21 protein-coding genes and 1 pseudogene are annotated in these 21,484 nt (G+C 68.5%); 8 read left to right on the plus strand and 14 right to left on the minus strand.

Translation table 11 applies throughout. The features are described 5' to 3' along the window. Positions 1-46: 46 nt before the first annotated feature. Entirely contained in the window at positions 47-637 is a 591-nt protein-coding gene (locus QE374_RS02855) for a nucleoside deaminase (protein WP_309732003.1), read from the minus strand. Between the two features lie 45 nt (positions 638-682). Beyond that, positions 683-1,679: pseudogene (locus QE374_RS02860) on the minus strand (PHP domain-containing protein). 87 nt (positions 1,680-1,766) lie between these two features. Here QE374_RS02860 and QE374_RS02865 point away from each other — a divergent pair. After that, a complete protein-coding gene (locus QE374_RS02865; protein WP_309736587.1) occupies positions 1,767-2,675 on the plus strand; it encodes a 5'-3' exonuclease in 909 nt (302 codons plus the stop codon). On the opposite strand, the gene QE374_RS02870 is transcribed toward QE374_RS02865, so the two are convergent. The 3 genes from QE374_RS02870 to trpD all read right to left on the minus strand — a co-directional run bounded on the left by QE374_RS02870 (position 2,606) and on the right by trpD (position 5,617). Then, the gene (locus tag QE374_RS02870; protein ID WP_309732005.1) at positions 2,606-3,907 is read right to left on the minus strand and encodes an MFS transporter; all 1,302 of its coding nucleotides are present in this window, start codon (positions 3,905-3,907) and stop codon (positions 2,606-2,608) included. The two genes, QE374_RS02865 and QE374_RS02870, sit on opposite strands and share 70 nt — an antisense overlap. 55 nt (positions 3,908-3,962) lie before the next feature. Beyond that, positions 3,963-4,451, minus strand: coding sequence for an aromatic ring-opening dioxygenase LigA (locus tag QE374_RS02875; RefSeq protein ID WP_309732007.1), 489 nt, complete (start codon positions 4,449-4,451; stop codon positions 3,963-3,965). Positions 4,452-4,552: 101 nt separating this feature from the next. Next, positions 4,553-5,617, minus strand: coding sequence for an anthranilate phosphoribosyltransferase (gene trpD, locus QE374_RS02880; protein ID WP_309732009.1), 1,065 nt, complete (start codon positions 5,615-5,617; stop codon positions 4,553-4,555). Between the two features lie 177 nt (positions 5,618-5,794). Between trpD and QE374_RS02885 the strand changes: the two genes are divergently transcribed. The 6 genes from QE374_RS02885 (at position 5,795) to QE374_RS02910 (ending at position 11,980) form a co-directional block, all read left to right on the plus strand. Further along, a complete protein-coding gene (locus QE374_RS02885; RefSeq protein WP_137416759.1) occupies positions 5,795-6,436 on the plus strand; it encodes a heme-copper oxidase subunit III in 642 nt (213 codons plus the stop codon). A 19-nt stretch (positions 6,437-6,455) separates the two neighbouring features. Then, complete coding sequence (locus QE374_RS02890) at positions 6,456-7,259, plus strand: cytochrome c (RefSeq protein WP_309732012.1); 804 nt, start codon at positions 6,456-6,458, stop codon at positions 7,257-7,259. Between the two features lie 37 nt (positions 7,260-7,296). After that, positions 7,297-8,376, plus strand: a complete 1,080-nt coding sequence (locus QE374_RS02895) for a Rieske 2Fe-2S domain-containing protein (RefSeq protein WP_309732014.1) — start codon at positions 7,297-7,299, stop codon at positions 8,374-8,376. A 44-nt stretch (positions 8,377-8,420) separates the two neighbouring features. Continuing rightward, a complete protein-coding gene (locus QE374_RS02900; protein ID WP_309736589.1) occupies positions 8,421-10,205 on the plus strand; it encodes a cytochrome bc complex cytochrome b subunit in 1,785 nt (594 codons plus the stop codon). A gap of 116 nt (positions 10,206-10,321) precedes the next feature. Next, a complete protein-coding gene (gene hpxO / locus QE374_RS02905) occupies positions 10,322-11,500 on the plus strand; it encodes an FAD-dependent urate hydroxylase HpxO (protein WP_309732016.1) in 1,179 nt (392 codons plus the stop codon). Positions 11,501-11,572: 72 nt separating this feature from the next. Further along, positions 11,573-11,980, plus strand: coding sequence for a rhodanese-like domain-containing protein (locus QE374_RS02910; protein ID WP_309732018.1), 408 nt, complete (start codon positions 11,573-11,575; stop codon positions 11,978-11,980). A 12-nt stretch (positions 11,981-11,992) separates the two neighbouring features. Here the strand turns inward: QE374_RS02910 and QE374_RS02915 are convergent, their stop codons facing one another. The 6 genes from QE374_RS02915 to QE374_RS02940 form a co-directional block, all read right to left on the minus strand. Beyond that, on the minus strand, positions 11,993-12,784 hold the full coding sequence (locus QE374_RS02915; RefSeq protein WP_309732020.1) for a protein phosphatase 2C domain-containing protein: 792 nt from the start codon (positions 12,782-12,784) through the stop codon (positions 11,993-11,995). Between the two features lie 3 nt (positions 12,785-12,787). Beyond that, the gene (locus QE374_RS02920) at positions 12,788-13,222 is read right to left on the minus strand and encodes a cytochrome c oxidase subunit 4 (protein WP_309732024.1); all 435 of its coding nucleotides are present in this window, start codon (positions 13,220-13,222) and stop codon (positions 12,788-12,790) included. After that, positions 13,223-14,983, minus strand: a complete 1,761-nt coding sequence (gene ctaD / locus QE374_RS02925) for a cytochrome c oxidase subunit I (RefSeq protein ID WP_274287935.1) — start codon at positions 14,981-14,983, stop codon at positions 13,223-13,225. Positions 14,984-14,985: 2 nt separating this feature from the next. Then, on the minus strand, positions 14,986-15,879 hold the full coding sequence (gene coxB, locus QE374_RS02930) for a cytochrome c oxidase subunit II (RefSeq protein ID WP_309732026.1): 894 nt from the start codon (positions 15,877-15,879) through the stop codon (positions 14,986-14,988). A 154-nt stretch (positions 15,880-16,033) separates the two neighbouring features. Continuing rightward, positions 16,034-16,399: an iron-sulfur cluster insertion protein ErpA gene (gene erpA, locus QE374_RS02935; RefSeq protein ID WP_309732027.1), complete on the minus strand. Its 366-nt coding sequence runs from the start codon at positions 16,397-16,399 to the stop codon at positions 16,034-16,036. A gap of 114 nt (positions 16,400-16,513) precedes the next feature. Further along, positions 16,514-17,905, minus strand: coding sequence for a dipeptidase (locus tag QE374_RS02940; protein ID WP_309732029.1), 1,392 nt, complete (start codon positions 17,903-17,905; stop codon positions 16,514-16,516). 48 nt (positions 17,906-17,953) lie between these two features. Here QE374_RS02940 and QE374_RS02945 point away from each other — a divergent pair, with 48 nt between their 5' ends. Continuing rightward, positions 17,954-18,520, plus strand: coding sequence for a DUF3043 domain-containing protein (locus QE374_RS02945; protein WP_309732031.1), 567 nt, complete (start codon positions 17,954-17,956; stop codon positions 18,518-18,520). A gap of 49 nt (positions 18,521-18,569) precedes the next feature. Here the strand turns inward: QE374_RS02945 and QE374_RS02950 are convergent, their stop codons facing one another. From QE374_RS02950 to hisD, 3 genes are read right to left on the minus strand one after another with little or no spacing between them, the layout of a single operon-like run. Then, positions 18,570-19,607 (minus strand): quinone-dependent dihydroorotate dehydrogenase, encoded by a 1,038-nt coding sequence (locus QE374_RS02950; RefSeq protein WP_309732033.1) that lies wholly within the window; start codon positions 19,605-19,607, stop codon positions 18,570-18,572. A 42-nt stretch (positions 19,608-19,649) separates the two neighbouring features. Next, positions 19,650-20,135, minus strand: coding sequence for a transcriptional regulator NrdR (nrdR, locus tag QE374_RS02955; protein WP_307318660.1), 486 nt, complete (start codon positions 20,133-20,135; stop codon positions 19,650-19,652). A 12-nt stretch (positions 20,136-20,147) separates the two neighbouring features. Then, positions 20,148-21,449 (minus strand): histidinol dehydrogenase, encoded by a 1,302-nt coding sequence (hisD, locus tag QE374_RS02960; protein WP_309732036.1) that lies wholly within the window; start codon positions 21,447-21,449, stop codon positions 20,148-20,150. Between the last annotated feature and the right edge of the window lie 35 nt (positions 21,450-21,484).

Genomic DNA, 21,484 nt, shown 5'->3' on the forward strand with positions numbered 1-21,484 from the left:
AGTATCGTGGCGCGGCGGTCCGTCGCCGGTCACGATCGCGCAACGGTCAGTCGACGGCGCCGCGGGCGTTGTACACGACGGAGTCGCTTGCTCCGTACGCCCGGTAGACCTCGACGGCCTCGTCGTGACGGATGCCGATGGTCACGCGGATGCCGCGCCGCTCGAACTGGGCGGCCCAGTCATCGACGACGGGCCCCTCGTCGAAGCCGGTGAGCTCTTCCAAGACCGGGCCTTCGCCGGCGACCACGAGGGAACGCACACCGCTCCACATGGTGGCCCCGTAACACATGACGCACGGGCGCCAGTTGACCACGAGTTCGAGCTCGGCCCCGTCCGCGCCCAGGTCCCAGCGCCCGAGCGCGGTCTGCGCGAGACTCAGCGTCGTCACCTCGGCGTGCATCGAGGTCAGCCCCGAGGCCAGCACCACGTTGACCCCCGCCGAGACGAGGCGTCCGGTCGCAGAATCGACGACGATCGCCGCGAACGGTCCCCCGCTGCCCTCGCGCCAGTTGCGGTCGGCGAGGGCGTTGACGAGGTCCATCCGCTCCTCGGCGGTGGGGAGCACCTCGGGCAGCGAATCGAGCTCGTCGAGGAGCCAGGCGGGCAGGGAGGCGGAGATCGAGGAAGCGAGTGGCATGAGGACATCCTGTCGGGGGCACATGTCGGCTCTGTTACACGACGCTCAGCGCTCGCGCACCAGCCAGGACCGGAGCCGGTCGAGAGGCCACGTCGTGACGATCCTCTCCGCAGGCACGCCCGCGCGCTCGGCGCGTACCGCGCCGTGGTCCAGGAGCGAGAGCTGGCCCGGTGCGTGGGCGTCGCTGTCGATCGCGAACAGGCATCCCGCGTCCAGCGCGATCGCGATGAGCTCGTCCGGCGGGTCCTGGCGTTCGGGTCGGGAGTTGATCTCCACCGCGACACCGCGTTCGGCGCAGGCCGCGAACACGCGCTCCGCGTCGAAGTCGGACGGCGGACGCGTCCCGCGGGAGCCCTCGACGAGACGCCCGGTGCAGTGCCCGAGGACGTCCGTGTGCTCATCCCGCACCGCGCGCAGCATCCGCGCCGTCATCTCGGGACGCCCCATCCTCAGCTTCGAGTGCACGCTCGCCACGACGACGTCCAGCTGCGCGAGCATCTCCGGCGTCTGATCGAGGGCACCGTCCTCGAGGATGTCGACCTCGATCCCGCTCAGCAGCGTGAATCCGCCGCCGGAGTAGAGCGGAAGCTCGTCGAGCTGCCGGGCGAGCCGTTCGGCTGTGAGGCCGTTCGCCACGCGGAGCCGCGGCGAGTGATCCGTGAGCGCGACGTACTCGCGGCCCACGGCACGCGCCGCATCCGCCATCGCGGCGATGGGCGCCTGCCCGTCGGACCAGTTCGAGTGCGCGTGGAGATCGCCGCGAAAGCCGAGAGAACAGCGTGCTCGACTCCTCCGGGGCGACGCGTTCTCTCAGCTCCGCCAGGTAGTCGGGGACGGCGCCCGAGACCGCCTGCAGGATCACCTCGAGCGAGCTCTTGCCGATCCCCTTCGTGCGCCGCAGGGTCTCCGGGTCGCTCCGCGCCGCCGGCGGCAGCGCTGCCACCGCCTCGGCCGCCGCACGGAAAGCCTGCGATCGATAGCGCGACGCCCGCTCGCGCTCGAGCAGCGTGGCGATCTCGCGGAGCGCGTCGATGGGATCCATCGCCCCAGTGTGCCCGCGTCCGCTTCAGGTGTCAGGAGCACTCGCGAAGGCCGACGCACGTGGCAGGATGAGCGCGTGTCCCGCCTCATGCTCCTCGACACCGCGTCGCTGTACTTCCGCGCCTTCTACGGCGTCCCCGATTCGGTGAAGGCGCCCGACGGGCAGCCGGTGAACGCCGCTCGCGGACTGCTCGACATCATCGCCAAGCTCGTCAGCACCTACGAGCCGACGCACGTCGTGGCGTGCTGGGACGACGACTGGCGCCCCGAATGGCGCGTCCAGCTCATCCCGAGCTACAAGACCCACCGTGTGGTCGTCGAGGTGGAGACCGGCCCGGACGTCGAGGAGATGCCCGACCCGTTGGAGGCGCAGATCCCGCTGATCCGCGAGTCCCTCGACCTGCTCGGCATCCCGATCGTCGGTGCCGCCGCGCACGAGGCCGACGACGTCATCGGCACCCTGGCGACGGATGCGGGCATGCCCGTCGACATCGTCACCGGGGACCGCGACCTCTTCCAACTCGTCGACGACGCGGCTGCGGTCCGCGTGGTCTACACGGCGCGCGGCATGAGCAACCTCGAGATCGTGACGGACGACGTCGTCCGCACCAAGTACGGCGTCGCACCGCACCAGTACGCCGACTTCGCTGTGCTCCGCGGCGATGCATCCGACGGCCTTCCGGGGGTCGCGGGCATCGGGGAGAAGACGGCGGCCACGCTGCTCGGCGCACACGGCGACCTCGCGGGCATCGTCGCCGCGGCGGTGACCGGTGAGGGGATGAGCGCCGGGGTGCGCGCGAAGATCGCGGCCGGAGCCGATTACCTGACCGTCGCCCCCACCGTCGTGCGCGTGGTGCGGGACCTGGATCTGCCGATGTTCGACGCGACCCTTCGCGAGGTCTCCCCCGGCGCCGCAGCCTTCGCCGATCAGTGGGGTCTGGGAGCAGCGTTCGCCCGCGCCACGAAGGCCATCGCCGCGAGGATCGCCACCGCGTAACCGACCGCGACGACCAGCATGAGCACCAGCGGACCCTGCCATCCGCCGGTCGCCTCGTGCAGCGCGCCGGCGATCGGGGCGCCGAACGCGCCGATGCCGTAGCCTCCGCCCTGGACGAGCGCGGAGATCGTGGTGGCCTCCGCATCCGTGCGTGCCACGGTGACGACGGCGGAGAAGATCGCGACGAATCCGCCCGCGTGCGCGAGCGCTCCGAAGGACAGCCACACCCACATGAGCTCAGGCGCCCACAGCATGCCCGCGGTCAGCGTCAGCCAGCATGCGCTGATGGTCAACGGAACCACGATGCGCGGGGTGTAGCGGGCGAGCACGGGCACCAGGAACGATCCGGCGATGGCCACCCCCTGGAAGATCGAGGCGAGCGCGCCGGCACCGGATCGGTCCAGCCCCAGCTCGTCGGCGCCGATCGAGGGCAGCCACGTCGAGAGCGCGTAGTAGATGGTCACCTGCAGCGAGAACGCGCCGAGCAGCAACCAGACCACCGGTCGCCGGAACACGCCGCCCCTCGCAGAGACGACCGGGAGCGGGCCCGTCAGAGCGGCGACGTCGTCGACGGCGCGCACGCCGGCGGATGCGGCGGAGGGCGCGCCGGAGAAGCGTTCGCCCCACAGCGCGCCCCGCCGCCGCTCCCTCGCGAGGTGGACGCTCCACACGGCGACCCCGGCGAACGTCAGCACGGACCAACCCACCAGCGCCAGGTTCCAGCCGACGAGCTCTGCGATCGGAGCGGTCAGCAACGAGGTCACCAGCGAGCCGGCGTTGAGGGTCGCCGTGTACGACGCGGTCACGAAGGCGACGCGGTCCGGCGGCACGTCACGACGGATCACGACGGGGATCACGACGTTTCCGATCGTGATCGCCGCGCCGATCACGATCATCCCCGTCAGCACCGCGGGATACCCGGGAAGCGCGCGGATCGCGGTGCCGAGCAGAACGCCGCTCAGCGTCACGAGCAACGCCAGCTCGGCACCCGCGCGACGGATCACGAGGGCCGCGATCGGGGTGAGCAGCGCGAACATGAGCACCGGCGCGGTCGTCAGCAGCCCCGCGGATGCCGCCCCGATGCCCAAATCGTCCTCGATCTGACGGATCACAGGCGTCGGGGCGACGATCGGGCCGCGCAGGCTCAGCGCCGCGACGAGCAGACCGGCGACGACGAGGAACGGGAATGCCCGCCCCGCACCCCCAGCATGGGGCGGGGCGGGCGGGCTCATCCGTCCAGTCTATGAACGCGGGTCGGATCGGGCGTTGCGCCGCCCCGCGACCGGATCAGGCTCCGGAGACGTTCGTGCGGCGAACGACGACCGGAACCGCGGCGAGCCGGTAGATGGCCGAGCCGAACAGGATCGACAGCACGCCGATGCCCATCGCGAACGCGGCGACGCCGAAGGACACGACCGAGGTGAACAGCGAGGCGCGCAGGAACGAGGCGTTCATCATCGTGGCGCGCACCGGGTCGTCGCGGTCGAGTTCGGCGTAGGTGGCACCGTTGGACGCCTCGAGCGCGTGGTGCTGGATGATGTCGGCCTGCACGTAGGCGGTGAAGGGACCGTCGACGACCTGCCCTTGGAAGGCCATCGCGTCGTCGGGGACGACGATGTTCTCGGCACGAAGCTGCGACGAGACCATGACCCAGACGGCGATGCCCACGACGATGAGGGCAACGCCGCCCAGGATTCCCAGGATTGCGGCGATCTTGACGAAGCCGACCTTCTTGGCGGGCGCCTCGATGGTGTCGGCGGTGGTGGCGGTGGACATCTCTGCTCCTCGGTGGGTTCGAACGGTGGTGCTTCGAACCTAGGGGTGCGCTGTGAGCCGCCGATAGACAGGGCGCCGTGAATATCGGCCCGCCAGGACGCTCAGCCCGCCGCGAGCTCCTGTGTCGTCGCCGCCCACGTCGCGAGCGTGCGCTCGGCCGCGCCGCTGTCGATCGCCGCTGCCGCCTCGTCCTTCGCCTCGGCGAGGCGCTCGAGGATCGGTCGCTGCACCTCGGCCGCATCCTGCGACAGGCGGTACGACACGAGCCCGGCCGCCGTATTGAGCAGCACGATGTCGCGCACCGGACCGGACTCGCCCGCCAGCACCCGGCGCACGACCTCGGCGTTGTGGGCGGGCGAGCCGCCGATGAGCTCGGAGATGTCGGCCAGAGGGATGTCGAGATCGCGCGGATCGAGGTCGTGCTCGTGCACGTCTCCGCGCGAGATCTCCCAGATCCGGCTGTGTCCGGTCGTGGTCAGCTCGTCCAGTCCGTCGTCGCCGCGGAACACGAGCGCCGTCGCGCCGCGGGTGCGGAACACGCCAGTGATGAGCGGCACCCGATCCAGATGGGCGACGCCCACGGCGTTGGCCTCCGCGCGCGCCGGGTTGCACAGCGGCCCCAGGAAGTTGAAGACCGTCGGAACACCGAGCTCCGCACGCGTGGGGCCCGCGTGGCGGAATCCCGGGTGGAACGCGGCGGCGAAGGCGAACGTGATGCCGGCGCGCTCGAGGGTCGCGGCGACCGCATCCGGGCTCAGGGTGAGGTCGATGCCCAGTTCGCGCAGCACGTCGGAGGACCCGGAGGAGGAGCTCGCGGCCTTGTTGCCGTGTTTGACGACCGGGACCCCGGCGGAGGCGGCGACGATGGCGGCCGTCGACGAGATGTTCACCGTGCCGAAGCGGTCGCCGCCGGTTCCGACGATGTCGAGCACATCGGCGGGCACGGGAAGCGGGAGGGCGGCCGCGAGGATCGCGTCGCGGAAGCCCACGATCTCGTCCACGGTCTCGCCCTTGGCGCGGAGCGCGATGAGGAATCCGGCCAGCTGAGAGGGTGTCGCCTCGCCGGCCATGATCTGCTGCATCGCCCATGTCGCATCCGACACGCTGAGGTCGCCACCCCCGAGCAGTTCCGTGAGGATGTCGGACCAGGTGCGCGCGGGGAACATGGTTCCCGATCCTACCGAGCGCGTCCGACGGCGACGTAAACGACCCAGCCGGCGAGGATCACCAGATCCCGAGCGTCTTCACGGCGGGCTCGCCCCAATCTCTTAGGTCGCCCTAAGCTGCGACAAGGTCCGTTCGGGGGCGCGAGGTGCAAGAGTCAGCCGTGAATATCGGTCATAATGGTGAGCGTGACGACGCCAGCGACATATAACCAGGCCCTCCGTTCGGTCAAACGGCCAGATCCGGTCGCCGTGGGGACAATCGTCTGGCTCGGCAGCGAGGTCATGTTCTTCGCGGGCCTGTTCGCGATCTACTTCACCCTCCGCAGCACCTCCCCCGACCTGTGGGCTCAGGAGACCGAGCTGCTGAACGTTCCGTTCGCGGCCGTGAACACCATGATCCTGGTGCTGTCCAGCTTCGCGTGCCAGTTCGGCGTCTTCGCGGCCGAGCGCTTCCAGCCATACCGCACCGGTTCGATCTGGAACCTGCGTCGCTGGGGCATGGTCGAGTGGTTCTTCCTCACCTTCTTCATGGGCGCGGTCTTCGTCTCCGGCCAGGTGTGGGAGTACGCCCAGCTCGTCACGGAGGGCATGCCGATCTCGGCGAACGCCTACGCCTCCGCGTTCTACCTGACGACGGGCTTCCACGCCCTGCACGTCACCGGCGGTCTCGTCGCGTTCCTCCTCGTCATCGGCCGCGCCTACGCGGTCAAGAACTTCGGGCGCAAGGAGATGACCACCTCGATCGTCGTGTCCTACTACTGGCACTTCGTCGACGTGGTCTGGATCGCCCTGTTCCTCGTCATCTACTTCCTGAAATAAGAAGCCGGAGTCCAGCACCATGGCACGTGAGAAGAAGCGGCGCACCTCCGGTCGTCGAAGCCCCCTGGCCGCCGCCGCCCTGATCGGCATCGGCCTCCTGATGACCGGTGGCATCTACGCCGGCGCGTCGGCCGCGATGGCAGCGACGACCGAGACGCAGGCGGCTGCGTCCCAGCTCACCGTGGAAGACGGCAAGAAGCTGTTCCAGGCGAACTGCGCCACCTGTCACGGTATGGATCTCCAGGGCACTGAGAACGGCCCGTCGCTCTACGGCGTCGGCGAGCTGTCGGTGCACTTCCAGGTCTCGACCGGCCGTATGCCCCTGCAGGCGCAGGCACCGCAGGCGCCGCAGAAGCCCGTCCAGTTCACAGACGAGCAGACCGAGGCGATCGCCAAGTTCGTCCAGTCGATCGCGCCCGGCCCGACCTACCCGTCGTCCGAGGTCCTCGACGGCGAAGGCGATGTCTCCGCCGGAGCTGAGCTCTTCCGTATCAACTGCGCCATGTGCCACAACGTGGCCGGCGCCGGCGGTGCGCTCACCGAGGGCAAGTACGCCCCCGACCTGCACACGACCAGCGCGCTGAACATGTACGCCGCCATGGTCACCGGCCCGCAGAACATGCCGGTCTTCAACGACATGAACCTCACCCCCGAGGACAAGCGCGACATCATCTCGGCACTGCTGTACATGCAGAAGACCGAGTCCCCCGGTGGCTTCTCGCTCGGCTCACTCGGCCCCGTCTCGGAGGGCCTGTTCATCTGGATCTTCGGCATCGGCACGCTGATCGCCATCACGGTGTGGATCACCGCGAAGTCCAACTGATCTTTTTGACGAACTGACGGAACGTACGAGGAGCACCATGGCACACGAGGACGACGCGCTCGAGCACGAGAGGGCTTCCTGGAAGCCCTCCAGCGGGCTCGCCGTGACGGTGTCCGACCCGGTGAACAACCCCGGTCTGCCGCCCCACCGCGAGCGCGTGACCGACAAGGACCCCGCCGCGCTGAAGCGCGCCGTCCGCACCGTGTACACGCTGTTCTACCTGTCGGTGGCGGCTTCCGTGTGGGCCGTGGTGGCCTACATGGTGTTCCCCATCGAGAGCGGCTCCATCGCGGCCATCCGCGACAACAACCTCTTCATCGGACTCGGTATCGCCTTCGCGCTGCTGGCCATCGGCGTGGGCGCGATCCACTGGTCGAAGGCGATCATGTCCGACAAGGAGTTCATCGAGCCGCGCCACGCGACGCGCGGCCGTGACACCACCCGCGAGGCGGTCGTCGAGGCTCTCACTGTCGCCAACGAGGAGTCCGGATTCGGACGCCGCGCGATGATCCGCAACTCGCTGTTCGCCGCTCTCGTCGCTTCCGTCGTCCCCGGCGTGGTCCTGTTCCGGGGCCTCGCTCCCGAGTCGAGCCCGGAGAACCCGTACGCCGGCGACCCGGTGCACCTGCTCAGCCACACCATGTGGAAGCAGGGCATGCGTCTCGCGCACGACCCGAGCGGTCGCCCGATCAAGGCATCGGATGTCACCCTCGGCTCCGCGTTCCACGTGATCCCGGAAGAGCTCGCCTCCCTCAGCCACCACGACGGCTATCTCGAGGAGAAGGCGAAGGCGATCGTGCTGCTCATGCGCATGCCGCAGGACGTGCTCATCGAGGCGGAGGACCGCAAGGACTGGTCGTACGACGGCATCGTCGCCTACTCCAAGGTCTGCACCCATGTCGGGTGCCCCGTCGCTCTCTACGAGCAGCAGACGCACCACCTCCTCTGCCCCTGCCACCAGTCGCAGTTCGACGTCTCCGACGGCGCGAAGGTCATCTTCGGCCCGGCCGCACGTCCGCTGCCGCAGTTGCCCATCGCGGTCGACGACGAGGGCTACCTCGTCGCCCGCAGTGACTTCACCGAGCCCGTCGGTCCGAGCTTCTGGGAGCGCCATTGAGCACCGCAACCCACCCCACGGAGAACGTGACGACGGAACCCGCGATGCCCGCAGGGTCCTCGGAGCGCAGCAAGCCCCTCGGCGGCCGATTCGTCGGTGCCGCCGCGAACTATCTGGATGAGCGCACCAGCCTGTCGGGTCTCGTCAAGGAGCTCGGTCGCAAGATCTTCCCCGACCACTGGTCGTTCATGCTCGGCGAGATCGCTCTGTGGAGCTTCGTCGTCGTGCTGCTGTCGGGCACGTTCCTGACGTTCTTCTTCCAGGCGTCCATGGTCGAGACGCACTACTACGGTGCGTACGAGCCGATGCGCGGTATCGCGATGTCCGCCGCCCTCGAGTCCGCCCTGCACATCTCGTTCGATGTGCGCGGCGGCCTGCTCGTGCGTCAGATCCACCACTGGGCCGCGCTCGTGTTCGTCGCCGGTATCGGCGTCCACATGCTGCGCGTGTTCTTCACCGGCGCGTTCCGCAAGCCCCGCGAGCTGAACTGGGTGATCGGTTTCATCCTGTTCATCCTCGCGATGGCGGAAGGCTTCACCGGCTACTCGCTCCCCGACGACCTCCTCTCCGGTAACGGTCTGCGCATCATCGACGGCATGGTCAAGGGCATCCCGGTCGTCGGCACCTGGATCTCGTTCCTGCTCTTCGGCGGCGAGTTCCCCGGCACCGACATCGTCGGGCGCCTCTACACGCTGCACATCCTGTTGCTGCCGGCCATCCTCATCGCACTGCTGGCGCTGCACCTCGTGCTCATGATCATCAACAAGCACACCCAGTTCGCCGGGCCCGCCCGCACGAACAGCAACGTGGTGGGCTACCCGATGGTCCCGGTGTACGCGTCCAAGATGGGCGGATTCTTCTTCCTGACCTTCGGTGTGATCGTCCTGATCGCCTCGCTCTTCACGATCAACCCGATCTGGAACTACGGCCCGTACGACCCCTCCCCCGTGTCGGCCGGTACGCAGCCGGACTGGTACATCGGCTTCGCCGACGGTGCGCTGCGCCTCGTCCCGCCGCACCTGGAGTTCGTCTTCCTCGACCGCACGTGGTCGTGGAACATCCTCCTGCCGCTGGGCATCCTGGGTCTGTTCATCGTCCTCGTGCTGATCTACCCGTTCATCGAGGCATGGATCACGGGCGACAAGCGCGAGCACCACATCGCGCAGCGTCCGCGCAATGCGCCGACGCGCACGGCCATCGGCGCGGCGGGTGTCACGTTCTATGCCGTGCTGTGGGCAGCCGCTTCGTCGGACATCATCGCGACGCACTTCCATCTGACGATGGAGGGCGTGATCCACACGCTCCAGGCCCTGCTCATCGTCGGCCCGATCATCGCCTACTTCGTGACGAAGCGCCTGTGCATCGCGCTCCAGAAGAAGGACCGCGAGATCGCGCTGCACGGCTACGAATCCGGCCGCATCGTGCGCCTTCCCGGTGGTGAGTACATCGAGGTGCACCAGCCCGTCGACGAGTACGAGCGCTGGAAGCTGGTGGACTTCGAGGTCAACGAGCCGCTCGTCGTGCGCCCCAACGCGCAGGGACGCATCCCGTGGCACCAGAACATGCGCGCATCGCTCTCGCGCTGGTTCTTCGAGGACCGCCTCACCCCGGTCACGCAGGCCGAGGTGGATGCCGCCCTCGCGCACCAGCACCACGAGATCGACCACATCGACGCCGAGGAGACCGCCGAGCTCGAGGGTGCCGCCCAGCGGGCCGCCGCCGAGGGCCGGCCGACCGTCGCCCTTCACGACAAGGCGGAGGTGGAGTTCCCCGCGCCGAAGTTCCTCGAGGGTGCTGAGAAGCCCGAGACGGACGACGACAAGAAGTGATCTCGTCCAGATGAAGAGAGGGCTCCGATCCGAGGATCGGGGCCCTCTCTTCATCTGTGCTCCGCGATGTTGGTGTCTGTAACATTCCCGTGACAGCGCCTCGCTAGCGTATCGATGTGCGAGTCATCATCATCGGAGCAGGCATCGGCGGAACGAGCGCGGCGATCGCGCTCGCCCGCCTCGGCCACGACGTCCACGTCTACGACCAGATCCGTGAGAACCGCCCCGTGGGCGCCGCGCTGTCGCTGTGGCCGAATGGCGTCAAGGTCCTCAACTGGCTCGGCCTCGGCGACCAGGTGGCCGCTCTCGGCGGCCGCATGGACTACATGGCCTACGTCGACGGGCTCGCCGGAGACGAGATGTGCCGCTTCAGCCTCGACCCCGTGACCCAACAGACGGGGCAGCGCGCCTACCCGGTCGCCCGCGCCGACCTGCAGGCGCTGCTCATGGACACGGTGGGTGCCGACCGCATCCATCTGGGGATGCGGATGACCGGACTCTCCGAGGCGGATGACGTGGTCGCCGTGACATTCGAAGACGGCAGCACCGCCCGAGCCGATCTCGTGATCGGTGCAGACGGCGCACGGTCGCTGACGCGCGAGTACGTACTGGGTACGCCGACGGATCGCCGTTACTCGGGGTACACCAACTTCAACGGTCTCGTCCCGGTCGATGCCCGCATCTCCCCCATCGACCAGTGGACCACGTACGTCGGCGAAGGCAAGCGCGTCTCGGTCATGCCGGTCGCCGGCGACCGCTTCTACTTCTTCTTCGACGTCCCGCAGCCCTCGGGGATTCCGTACGACCGCAGCGAAGGCGTCGCCCCGCTGAGGGAGGCCTTCGCCGGGTGGACCGATGGCGTGCAGGTGCTGCTCGACGCGATCGACCCCGCAGCGTCGCTCAACCGGGTCGAGATCTGGGACATCGATCCGTTCCACACGTGGACGCGCGGGCGCGTCGTCCTCCTCGGCGACTCCGCGCACAACACCGCTCCCGACATCGGCCAGGGCGCCTGCTCGGCCCTCGAGGACAGCTTCGTGCTCGGTCTGGTCTTCGCCACAACGACTCTCGGCGTCGCGGACGCGCTCCGTCGATATGAAGCGGCCCGCACGGCGCGTGCCGGCGACCTCGTGCTCCGGGCGCGCAAGCGCGCGGCCGAGACCCACGGCTTCGATCCCGAGACGACCGCCGCCTGGTACGCGGGACTGCGTCAGGAGACCGGTGAGAACGTCATCCGCGGAATCGTCGGCAACATCGTCGACAGTCCCGTCACGATCGGTGGCCTCCTGACCTGACCGGCAGGATCCCGCCGCTCTGCGACCGTTCTGGCCGCTGTCGTTCGGCCTGGCGCTCCATAGAGTCGAGCCATGCAGGATGCACGCAGCTACTTTTCGACCAAGCTCGCCCACGAGACCGATGCCTCGGACGTCTTCGCCGCGCGGCGCGCTGGCGAGGACATCGTCCTCGTGGACGTGCGCAACGCCGCCGCCTGGGACCAGGGGCACATCTCCGGCGCCGTCCACCTTCCGTACCGCGAGATCGCGGAGCGCGCAGCGGAGCTCATTCCCGCCGGGTCCTCCGTCGTCGTCTACTGCTGGAGCCCCGGCTGCAACGCGGGCACCAAGGGTGCTCTCGCTTTCACCGAGGCCGGCTACGAGGTCAAAGAGATGATCGGCGGATACGAGTACTGGGTGCGCGAGGGATATCCCGCGGAGGACGCCTCCGGCCCCCTCCCGCGACACCGCGACCCGCTCGTCTCGATCGTCACGCCCTGAGAGCGCCGGCGCTCAGGCGGAGATGTCCAGGTTCTCCTGAAAGAGCTCGCCCGCCGAGCCGCTGAACGTCGCGGGCTCCGCGGCGGCTTCTCCGTCGAGCACGTCGCACACCACGGCGGTGACGTTGTCGCGTGAGCCGCCGTCGAGAGCGAGCGCCACGAGTGCCGCTGCCGCATCGGCGACGCTGCGATGCCGCAGCAGCGTCAAGCCGATCTCCTCGTCGTCGAGGTAGTCGCTGACGCCGTCGCTGCACAGGAGCCAGCGATCGCCGAGCACCGTGTCGCGCTCCGCGATCGACACGACGTCTTCCTCGCCCCCGCCGAGTGACGCCGTGATGATGTTGCGGCGCGGGTGGGATGCCGCAGCCTCAGGCGTGAGCAGGCCGCTGTCGACGAGCGCCTGCACGTAGGAGTCGTCCCGCGTCTCGCGACGCAGCTGCGCGTGGCGGAGGAGATAGGCGCGGGAGTCCCCCGTGTGGGCGAGAAGCAGACGGTCCTCGGGGGCGACGAAGACGCCGGTGAACGTCGTCGCCATGCCCTGCAACGAAGGATCGCGCTGCACATGGGCGCGCAGGTCCCAGTTCGCTTCGCGGATCTGCACCAGCAACTGCTCCGCATCCTTCGCCGCCAGCGGCCACGGCACGAGCCGGTGCACGAAGGCCGCCGAAGCGAGATCCCCGGAGGGGCCTCCCCCGACGCCGTCGGCGACGGCGGCCCCCCAGGATGCGGTGAACGCCGCATCCTGGTTGGACGTGCGGTATCGGCCGATGTCTGAAACGGCGGCCGCGTCGAGCCTGATCGGCACGGATCAGTGGGCGAAGTACCCGCGGTAGTACTCGTACACCCAGCCGACGATCGCCACGGCGAAGATGCCGAGACCGATCGGGAGCATCCAGGTGCCGACCGCGAGACCGATCGCCGCGACTGCAGCGGAGGCTGCGAGAACCAGCGGCCACCAGGACCAGGGGCTGAACTCGCCGAGCTCGGGATCGCCGTCGTCGATGTCGGCCGTCAGCGTGTCCTCGGGGAGCTCACCCTGCTGCGCCTTGTAGACCCGGTGCGTGTAGAACCCGATCATGAGCGCCATGAGGGCACCGAACAGCAGAGCGACCGAGCCGACCCACTCGATGGCGTTGTGCCAGGCGAGATCAGGATGGGCGAGGATGTTCCAGCCGGTGTAGACGACGTCGATGAAGACGAAGAACCCGACCAGGATCCACCACAGGTTGATATTGGTGCGCACTTACTTGACCTCTCCGTCGGCCGCATCGACGACCGGGGCGTCAGGGGCATCCTTCGCGGGTCCCACGCCCACCGGGACGGCGGCCTCGGGGTGGTTCAGATCGAAGGCGGGACGCTCGGAACGGATGCGCGGGATGGACGTGAAGTTGTGGCGCGGGGGCGGGCAGCTCGTGGCCCACTCCAGCGATCCGCCGTAGCCCCACGGGTCGTTGACGGTGACCTTGGGCGCCGTGCGCGCGGTGATCCAGACGTTCAGCAGGAACGGGATGACCGATGCGGCGAGGATCATCGACCCGATCGTCGACACCTGGTTCTGCCACGTCCAACCATCTGCCGACGAGTAGTCCGCGTAACGGCGGACCATGCCGTCGACGCCCAGCCAGTGCTGGATGAGGAAGGTCATGTGGAAGCCGATGAACAGGATCCAGAAGTGGATGTAGCCGAGACGCTCGTTGAGCATCTTGCCCGTCCACTTCGGCCACCAGAAGTAGAACCCGGCGAACATCGCGAACACCACGGTTCCGAAGACCACGTAGTGGAAGTGGGCGACGACGAAGTACGAGTCGCTGAGTGCGAAGTCGAGCGGCGGCGAGGCGAGGATGACGCCGGTGAGGCCACCGAAGACGAACGACACCAGGAAGCCGAGCGAGAACACCATCGGCGTCTCGAACGTCACGGATCCTCGCCACATGGTCCCGATCCAGTTGAAGATCTTCACACCCGTCGGTACCGCGATGAGCATCGTCATGAAGGCGAAGAACGGCAGCAGCACCGCGCCCGTCACGTACATGTGGTGGGCCCAGACGGCGACCGACAGCACCGCGATGGCGATGGTCGCGTAGATCAGCGTCTTGTATCCGAAGATCGGCTTACGGCTGAACACGGGGAAGATCTCCGACACGATGCCGAAGAACGGCAGCGCGATGATGTAGACCTCCGGGTGACCGAAGAACCAGAACAGGTGCTGCCACAGCAGGACGCCGCCGTTGTGCGGGTCGTAGATGTGGGCGCCGAGCACGCGGTCCGCAGCAGCAGCGAAGATCGCCGCGGCCAGAACGGGGAACGCGAGCAGGATCAGGATGCTCGTGACGAGCGTGTTCCACGAGAAGATCGGCATGCGCCACATGGTCATACCGGGTGCGCGCATCGTGACGATCGTCGTGATGAAGTTCACCGCGCCGAGGATCGTTCCGAAGCCCGAGATGCCGAGCCCCAGCATCCAGAGGTTTCCTCCGGCGCCTGGTGTGAAGGATGCGCTCGCGAGCGGCTGATACGCGAACCAGCCGAAGGATGCGGCGCCCGCGGGCGTGAGGAATCCGGCGACGGCGATCGTGGAACCGAAGAGGAACAGCCAGAAGGCGAACGCGTTCAGTCGCGGGAACGCGACGTCCGGGGCACCGATCTGCAGGGGCAGGATCGCGTTCGCGAAGCCCGCGAACAGCGGCGTCGCGAACATGAGCAGCATGATCGTGCCGTGCATCGTGAACAGCTGGTTGTACTGCTCTTTGGTCGGGATGATCTGCATCCCGGGCTCGAACAGCTCGGCGCGGATGATCAGCGCCATCACGCCGCCCAGGAGGAAGAACAGGAACGACGCGATCAGGTACATGTACCCGATGGTCTTGTGGTCAGTGGAGGTGATCCACTTGACGATGATGTTGCCCTTCTGCTCGATCCGCGAGGAGCTCAGCAGAGCGGCCTGGCGCGGCGGCAGGGTCGTGGGGCGGGAAGGCGCTTCCTGAAGCGGGGCTGTCGTCGCCATGATCACTCGTCTCCCTTGGCGGTTGCGCCGGTGCCCGGCAGGTTGCCCAGTCGGTCGTAGGCGTCCTGGATGTCGCCGGTCTGACCCTTGTCGCGCAGGCTCTCGAGGTACTGCTCGTACTCGGCGTCGCTGACGACCTTGACGTTGAAGAGCATCATCGAGTGGTACTCGCCGCACAGCTCGGCGCACTTGCCGGCATACGTGCCCTCACGGGTCGGCGTGAACGACCAGTAATTGTCACGGCCGATGTACATGTCCTTCTTGTACAGGAAGTCGATAATCCAGAAGGAATGGATGACATCGCGGGACTCGAGCTTGATCTTGACGCTCTTGTCGACGGGCAGGTACAGCGTCGGCAGCTGCGACTGGTCGACGTTGCCCGCGGCGTCGGTCTGGGCCTGGATGCCCATGGACCAGACGGCGTCGTCGCCGGAGGCTTCCTCGCCGTTGTACTGGAAGTCCCACGCCCACTGCTTGCCGATCGCGACGATCGACACGTCGGGGTCGTCGGTCTGGGTCTCGAGAGTTGCCTGGTCGCGCGCGGTGAAGGCGAAGAAGCCGACGACGAGGATCAACGGCACGATCGTGTAGAAGATCTCGATCGGCATGTTGTAACGCAGCTGGACCGGCAGGCCCGTCTGGCCGCGCCGACGACGGTAGGCGATCATCGCCCACAGCATCAGACCCCACGTGATCACGCCGACGGCGAGCAGGACGATCCAGGAGTTGACCCACAGACCGGCGACCATGTCGGTGTGGTTCGTCGCAGCCTGGCCGTCTTCGGTGAATCCGGGAAGGAAGCCGTGCAGCTGGGTCGGGCTGCATCCGGCGAGGATGGCAGCCGTCGCGATCCCCAGCGGAAGAACGGCTAGTCGGATTCGACGTTTCGAAGGCACGGTGCACCTTTCCAGGTCACGAATAAAGCTTCCTTCAGTCTAGAGCAAGCTCACACCTGATTCAGGCCACCCGTCCAGCCCGGAACGACGAATCGGCGCGGCGGGATCGCGTGAAAGCGAGCCCGACCGCGCCGATTCACGGCGTGTCGCGGGGTCAGTGGAAGCTGTCGCCGCAGGCGCAGGATCCCGCAGCGTTGGGGTTGTCGATGGTGAACCCCTGCTCCGAGATGGTGTCCTTGAAGTCGATCTTCGCGCCGTCGAGGTACGGGACGCTCATGTCGTCCACGACGACCTCGACGCCGTCGAAGTCGACCGTCTCGTCGCCGTCGAGCAGGCGCTCGTCGAAGTAGAGCTGATAGATCAGTCCGCTGCATCCACCGGGCTGGACGGCCACACGCAGACGCAGATCGTCGCGGCCTTCCTGCTCGAGCAGGTTCTTCACCTTGGCGGCGGCGTCGTCGGTGAGGGCCACGCCGTGTGCGCGGGCCGTCGCTTCGTTCGACAGGGCGGTGTCGGTCATGACTCTCCTCGTGTACTGCGGGGTACGGTGCGGTGTCGTCGGGTGCGAGGCGATGCTCCCGCAGCGAGACGGATCACGCCGATTCTACGCCGCGGAACTGCATCGGGGGCGGGTTCAGCGCCGTTCGTTCAACGACTCCAGCAGAGCCGCCTCGGCCAGCACGGCGTGCCGGAAGGTGTCGAGGTGCAGCGACTCGTTCGGGCTGTGAGCCCGGGAATGCGGATCCTCCACGCCGGTCACCAGGATCTGCGCGCCGGGGAACTGCTCCACGAGATCGGCGATGAACGGGATGGATCCGCCCACGCCGACATCGACGGGGTCGACCCCGTAGCCGGTGGCGAGGCTCGTGCGGGCCACCTCGACGGCCCAGCCCTCGGTGTCGACGAGGAAGCCGTCGCCGAGATCGATGTCGGAGAAGGTCAGCTCCGCGCCGAACGGAGCGTGACGACGCAGGTGCTCCTCGATCGCGGCATACGCCTCGCTCGCCGATTGCCCGGGAGCCACACGGGCGCTCACGACGACGGAGATCTCCGGCGCCAACGTGTTGGATGCGGCGGCGACACTCGTCGCGTCGATGCCCGTCACCGTCACGGACGGCTTGTTCCAGATGCGCGACAGGATCGTGCCGCGTCCGATGGGCGTGACGCCGGCCGGAAGACCGGCCTCCGAGCGCAGGGTCTGTTCGGTGTACTCCGGCGTGGGCGCGTCGCGCTCCGTGAGACCCGCGACGGCGACGGCGCCCTCGTCGTCCCAGAGCGTCGCGAGCAGTTTGATGGCTGCCATCGTCGCGTCGGGGACGGCGCCGCCGAACATCCCCGAGTGCGAAGCATGCTCGAGGGTGCGCACCGTGAGTGTGAAGCGCGCGTTGCCGCGCAGCGACACCGTCAGCGCGGGAGTGACCGCATCCCAGTTGCCCGAGTCGGCGACGACGATCACATCGGAGCGCAGCTGGTCGCGGTGATCGGCGAGGAACTGTGCGAAGGAGCGGGAGCCGTACTCCTCTTCTCCCTCGATGAACAAGGCGATGCCGAGCTCGAGGTCGTCTCCGTACACCTCGTGGATCGCGCGCAAGGCGGCGATGTGCGCCATCACCCCCGCCTTGTCGTCCGCGGCGCCGCGTCCGTACAGGCGCCCCTCGCGCACCGTGGGCTCGAAGGGGGGTGTCTCCCAGAGGGCGTCGTCTCCGGGCGGCTGCACGTCGTGATGGGCGTAGAGGAGCACGGTCGGCGCACCGCCGCGCGCGGTGCGCGTGGCGAGAATGGCCGGCTGACCTACCTCATCCGTCCCGGGCACGGCCGAACGGGCGATCTCCACCGAATCGAAGATCCCGATCCCCTCCGCAAGCGCGGCGATCGCCTCGGCGCTGCGCACGAGCGCGTCCTGGTCGAAGGCGGGCCACGCGATCGAAGGGATGCGCACGAGCGCACCCAGATCAGCGAGGGCGACGGGGATGCCGGCGGCGGCCGCTTCGTGAACGGCCCCGTTCCTGGGATTCTCGGAGGTCATGCGGGTAATCTTAAGGCGCACCCCTCCCCCGTTCTTTTGAGGACCATCGTGGCCAAGACCTCTGCCGACTCCGCCGCGCACGACGCGCCGAGCACTCCGACAACCGGCAAGGGGCGCGCGACGCCCACCCGCGCCGAGCGCGAAGCCGCGCGCAAGCGCCCCCTCGTCGCCGACACGAAGGAGGCCAAGGCCCGCGCCCGCGCCGAGCTGCGAGAGCGGCAGGAGAAGGCGCGCATCGGCATGGCCAACGGCGATGACCGTTACCTGCAGGCCCGCGACAAGGGTCCGCAGCGCCGCTTCGTCCGCGACTGGGTCGACTCCACGTGGCATGTCGCGGAGCTCGTGATGCCGATCATGGTCGCGGTGCTCCTGCTCATGTTCGTGGGCATCCCGGCGCTCCAGATTTACGCGTACCTGGTCCTGTGGGCCTTCATCATCGTGGCGGTCCTCGACATGGTGATCACCTCGATCCGGGTCAAGCGCGCCGCACGTGCGAAGTTCGGCGAGGACCGCATCGAGAAGGGACTCGGCTTCTACGGCGCCATGAGGACGGTCCAGATGCGCTTCATGCGTCTGCCCAAGCCCCAGGTGAAGCGCGGACAGCGTCCCGCCTGATCGCATCGAGAAAGCGGCCGGCCCCTCGGGGACCGGCCGCTTTCTCGTCTCAGTGCACGCGCGACGGTGCGGCGGCCAGGCCTCTGTTGATCTGACGCGCCCAGAACGGTCCCCGGTACAGGAATCCTGTGTAGCCCTGCGTCAGGGTCGCGCCGGCATCCAGTCGGTCCTGGACATCCTGCGCGGTCTCGATCCCGCCGGCCGCGATCACGCAGAACTCCGCGGGCACCTCCTCGCGGACGATCCGCAACGCCTGGATCGCGCGCTCGCGAAGCGGAGCGCCCGACAACCCCCCGGCGCCCGCAGCCTCGACGATCTCCGGCGCCGTGCGCAGCCCCTCGCGCGAGATCGTCGTGTTGGTGGCGATGACCCCGTCGAGCCCCAGCTCCACCGCGAGACGCGCCACGGCGCGGATGCCGTCGTCGGAGAGGTCGGGAGCGAACTTGACCAGCAGCGGTGTCGTTCCGGATGCGGCACGCACCGCCTGAAGCAGGGGCCGGAGCGTGTCGATCTCCTGCAGGCCGCGCAACCCCGGCGTGTTCGGCGACGATACGTTGACGACCAGGTAGTCGGCGAGAGGTGCCAGCAGACGCGCGCTACGGACGTAGTCGTCGACGGCATCGGCGACCTCGACGACGCGGCTCTTGCCGATGTTGACGCCCAGAACGGGGCGTCTGCGCCGCCGCCGTAGCCGGCGCAGTCGCGCAGCCGCCGCATCCGCCCCGGCGTTGTTGAAGCCCATGCGATTGACGACGGCGCGGTCGGGGATCAGGCGGAACAGACGCGGGCGGGGGTTGCCCTCCTGCGGCACGGCCGTCACGGTGCCCACCTCGACGTGTCCGAAACCGAGGGCGTACAGGCCCGCGGCGGCCACCGCGTTCTTGTCGAAGCCCGCGGCGACCCCGAAAGGCGAGTCGAACTGGAGCCCGAGGGCGCGCACCCGGGTCTGCGGGGCCGGGCGCGTCAACGCGCGAGCGATGGGCGTGAGCGGACGGACGCCCATCGCGCGGATGACGAACATCGCGGCGTGGTGCGCCGTCTCAGGATCCATGCGGGACAGAACGCGGCGGAAGAGCAGGTCATACATCGACAGCCAGGCTATCGCTGCCGAGCCCGGCGCCGCGCACCGTCAGTCGGCCACAGGCTCCGAAGCGGCGGCTGCACGCAGCTCGTGATCGGCGCGCAGCTGCGCGATCGACGACTCGAAGTCCTCCAGCGACTCGAAGGCCTGATAGACGCTCGCGAACCGCAGGTAGGCGACCTCGTCGAGTTCGCGCAGCGGATCGAGGATCGCGAGCCCGATCTCGTTGGTGTCGATCTGCGAGCTGCCGGTGCGTCGCAGGATCTCCTCGACACGCTGGGCCAGCAGCGCCAGGTCGCCGTCGGTCACCGGCCGTCCCTGGCACGCCTTGCGTACCCCGGAGACCACCTTGTCGCGGCTGAAGGGCTCGATGACCCCCGAGCGTTTGATGACGTTCAGGCTCGCTGTCTCGACGGTCGAGAAACGCCCGCCGCACTCCGGGCACTGGCGGCGACGACGGATGCTGAGTCCGTCATCGGTCGTGCGGGAGTCGATGACGCGGGAATCGGGATGGCGGCAGAACGGGCAATGCATGACCAGGCCAGATTAGTCCTCGAAACGAGCCTCGACGGCCTCGCCGTGCGCGGGCAGCGCTTCGGCGCGGGCGAGCGTGACGATTGCGTCGCGCACGTCGGCGAGGGCGGCGCGGTCGTACTCGATGACCTGTTGGGGGCGCAGGAACGTCGACGCGGACAGACCCGCCGCGTATCGTGCCTGCCCGCCGGTGGGCAGGACGTGGTTGCTGCCGGCGAGGTAGTCGCCGAGGCTGACGGGGGCGTGATCACCGACGAAGACGGCGCCCGCGTTCACGAACTCGTCCACGCGGGGATCGGCCAGGTGGATCTCGAGGTGCTCGGGCGCGTAGGCGTTGCTGAAGGCGATCGCCTGATCGATGTCGTCGACGAGCACGATCGCCGATTGCGGACCGGACAGCGCCGCAGCGACCCGCTCCGCGTGGCGGGTGCGCGGCTGGCGGATGGTGAGCTCGGCGCCGACGCGCTCGGCGAGTTCGGCGGACGCGGTGACGAGCACGGCCGAGGCCTGTTCGTCGTGCTCGGCCTGGCTGATGAGATCGGCGGCCACGAGCGTCGGCTGTGCCGAGTCGTCGGCGACGATGAGGATCTCGGTCGCGCCGGCCTCCGCATCCGTCCCCACGAGTCCCGCCACGGCGCGCTTCGCCGCAGCGACGAAGTTGTTGCCGGGGCCGGTGACCACATCGACCGGGTCGAGATCGAGCGAGCTCACGCCGTAGGCCAGAGCACCGATCGCGCCCGCGCCGCCCATCGCGTAGACCTCGTCGACGCCCAGCAACCGTGCCGCCGCGAGGATCACCGGGTGGATGCGGCCGCCGAACTCCCGCTGCGGAGGCGACGCGAGCGCCACGACCGACACGCCCGCCACCTGTGCGGGCACCACGTTCATGACCACGCTGGAGGGATAGACGGCCTTCCCGCCGGGCACGTACACACCGACGCGCCGAACCGGCTGCCACCGTTGCACCACCCTCGCGCCGGGCGCGAGCTCGGTCGTCGTGGACGGGGGGACCTGGGCCGCGGATGCAGTCCGCACCCGGACGATGGCCTCGTCGAGCGCCGCGCGCACCTCGGGTGCGAGCTCTGCCAATGCCTCGTCGAGGTGGGAGGCCGGAACGCGCACCGCGTGGTCGGTGACGCCGTCGAAACGCTCGGCCTGCTCGCGCAGGGCCAGCTCGCCGCGCGCGGCGACATCATGGACGATCTGCGCCGCCGCCGTCAGAGCCGCTTCGCGCGCCATCTCCGCGCGCGGGACAGCGGCCAGGAGCTCGCTCGCGGAGAGCGTGCGACCGCGCAGGTCGATCGTCTGAAGCATCCCTTCAGGCTACCGTCTCGAGGATCCGGTTCCGC

The sequence above is a fragment of the Microbacterium sp. SORGH_AS_0428 genome (assembly GCF_031453615.1).
Classification (GTDB): domain Bacteria; phylum Actinomycetota; class Actinomycetes; order Actinomycetales; family Microbacteriaceae; genus Microbacterium.

Coding starts and splice junctions, on each gene's coding strand:
- QE374_RS02855 (WP_309732003.1), bottom strand. CDS start 637: ATGCCACTCGCTTCCTCGATCTCCGCCTCCCTGCCCGCCTGGCTCCTC.
- QE374_RS02865 (WP_309736587.1), top strand. CDS start 1,767: ATGCTCCTCGACACCGCGTCGCTGTACTTCCGCGCCTTCTACGGCGTC.
- QE374_RS02870 (WP_309732005.1), bottom strand. CDS start 3,907: ATGAGCCCGCCCGCCCCGCCCCATGCTGGGGGTGCGGGGCGGGCATTC.
- QE374_RS02875 (WP_309732007.1), bottom strand. CDS start 4,451: ATGTCCACCGCCACCACCGCCGACACCATCGAGGCGCCCGCCAAGAAG.
- trpD (WP_309732009.1), bottom strand. CDS start 5,617: ATGTTCCCCGCGCGCACCTGGTCCGACATCCTCACGGAACTGCTCGGG.
- QE374_RS02885 (WP_137416759.1), top strand. CDS start 5,795: ATGGTGAGCGTGACGACGCCAGCGACATATAACCAGGCCCTCCGTTCG.
- QE374_RS02890 (WP_309732012.1), top strand. CDS start 6,456: ATGGCACGTGAGAAGAAGCGGCGCACCTCCGGTCGTCGAAGCCCCCTG.
- QE374_RS02895 (WP_309732014.1), top strand. CDS start 7,297: ATGGCACACGAGGACGACGCGCTCGAGCACGAGAGGGCTTCCTGGAAG.
- QE374_RS02900 (WP_309736589.1), top strand. CDS start 8,421: ATGCCCGCAGGGTCCTCGGAGCGCAGCAAGCCCCTCGGCGGCCGATTC.
- QE374_RS02910 (WP_309732018.1), top strand. CDS start 11,573: ATGCAGGATGCACGCAGCTACTTTTCGACCAAGCTCGCCCACGAGACC.
- ctaD (WP_274287935.1), bottom strand. CDS start 14,983: ATGGCGACGACAGCCCCGCTTCAGGAAGCGCCTTCCCGCCCCACGACC.
- erpA (WP_309732027.1), bottom strand. CDS start 16,399: ATGACCGACACCGCCCTGTCGAACGAAGCGACGGCCCGCGCACACGGC.
- QE374_RS02940 (WP_309732029.1), bottom strand. CDS start 17,905: ATGACCTCCGAGAATCCCAGGAACGGGGCCGTTCACGAAGCGGCCGCC.
- QE374_RS02950 (WP_309732033.1), bottom strand. CDS start 19,607: ATGTATGACCTGCTCTTCCGCCGCGTTCTGTCCCGCATGGATCCTGAG.
- nrdR (WP_307318660.1), bottom strand. CDS start 20,135: ATGCATTGCCCGTTCTGCCGCCATCCCGATTCCCGCGTCATCGACTCC.
- hisD (WP_309732036.1), bottom strand. CDS start 21,449: ATGCTTCAGACGATCGACCTGCGCGGTCGCACGCTCTCCGCGAGCGAG.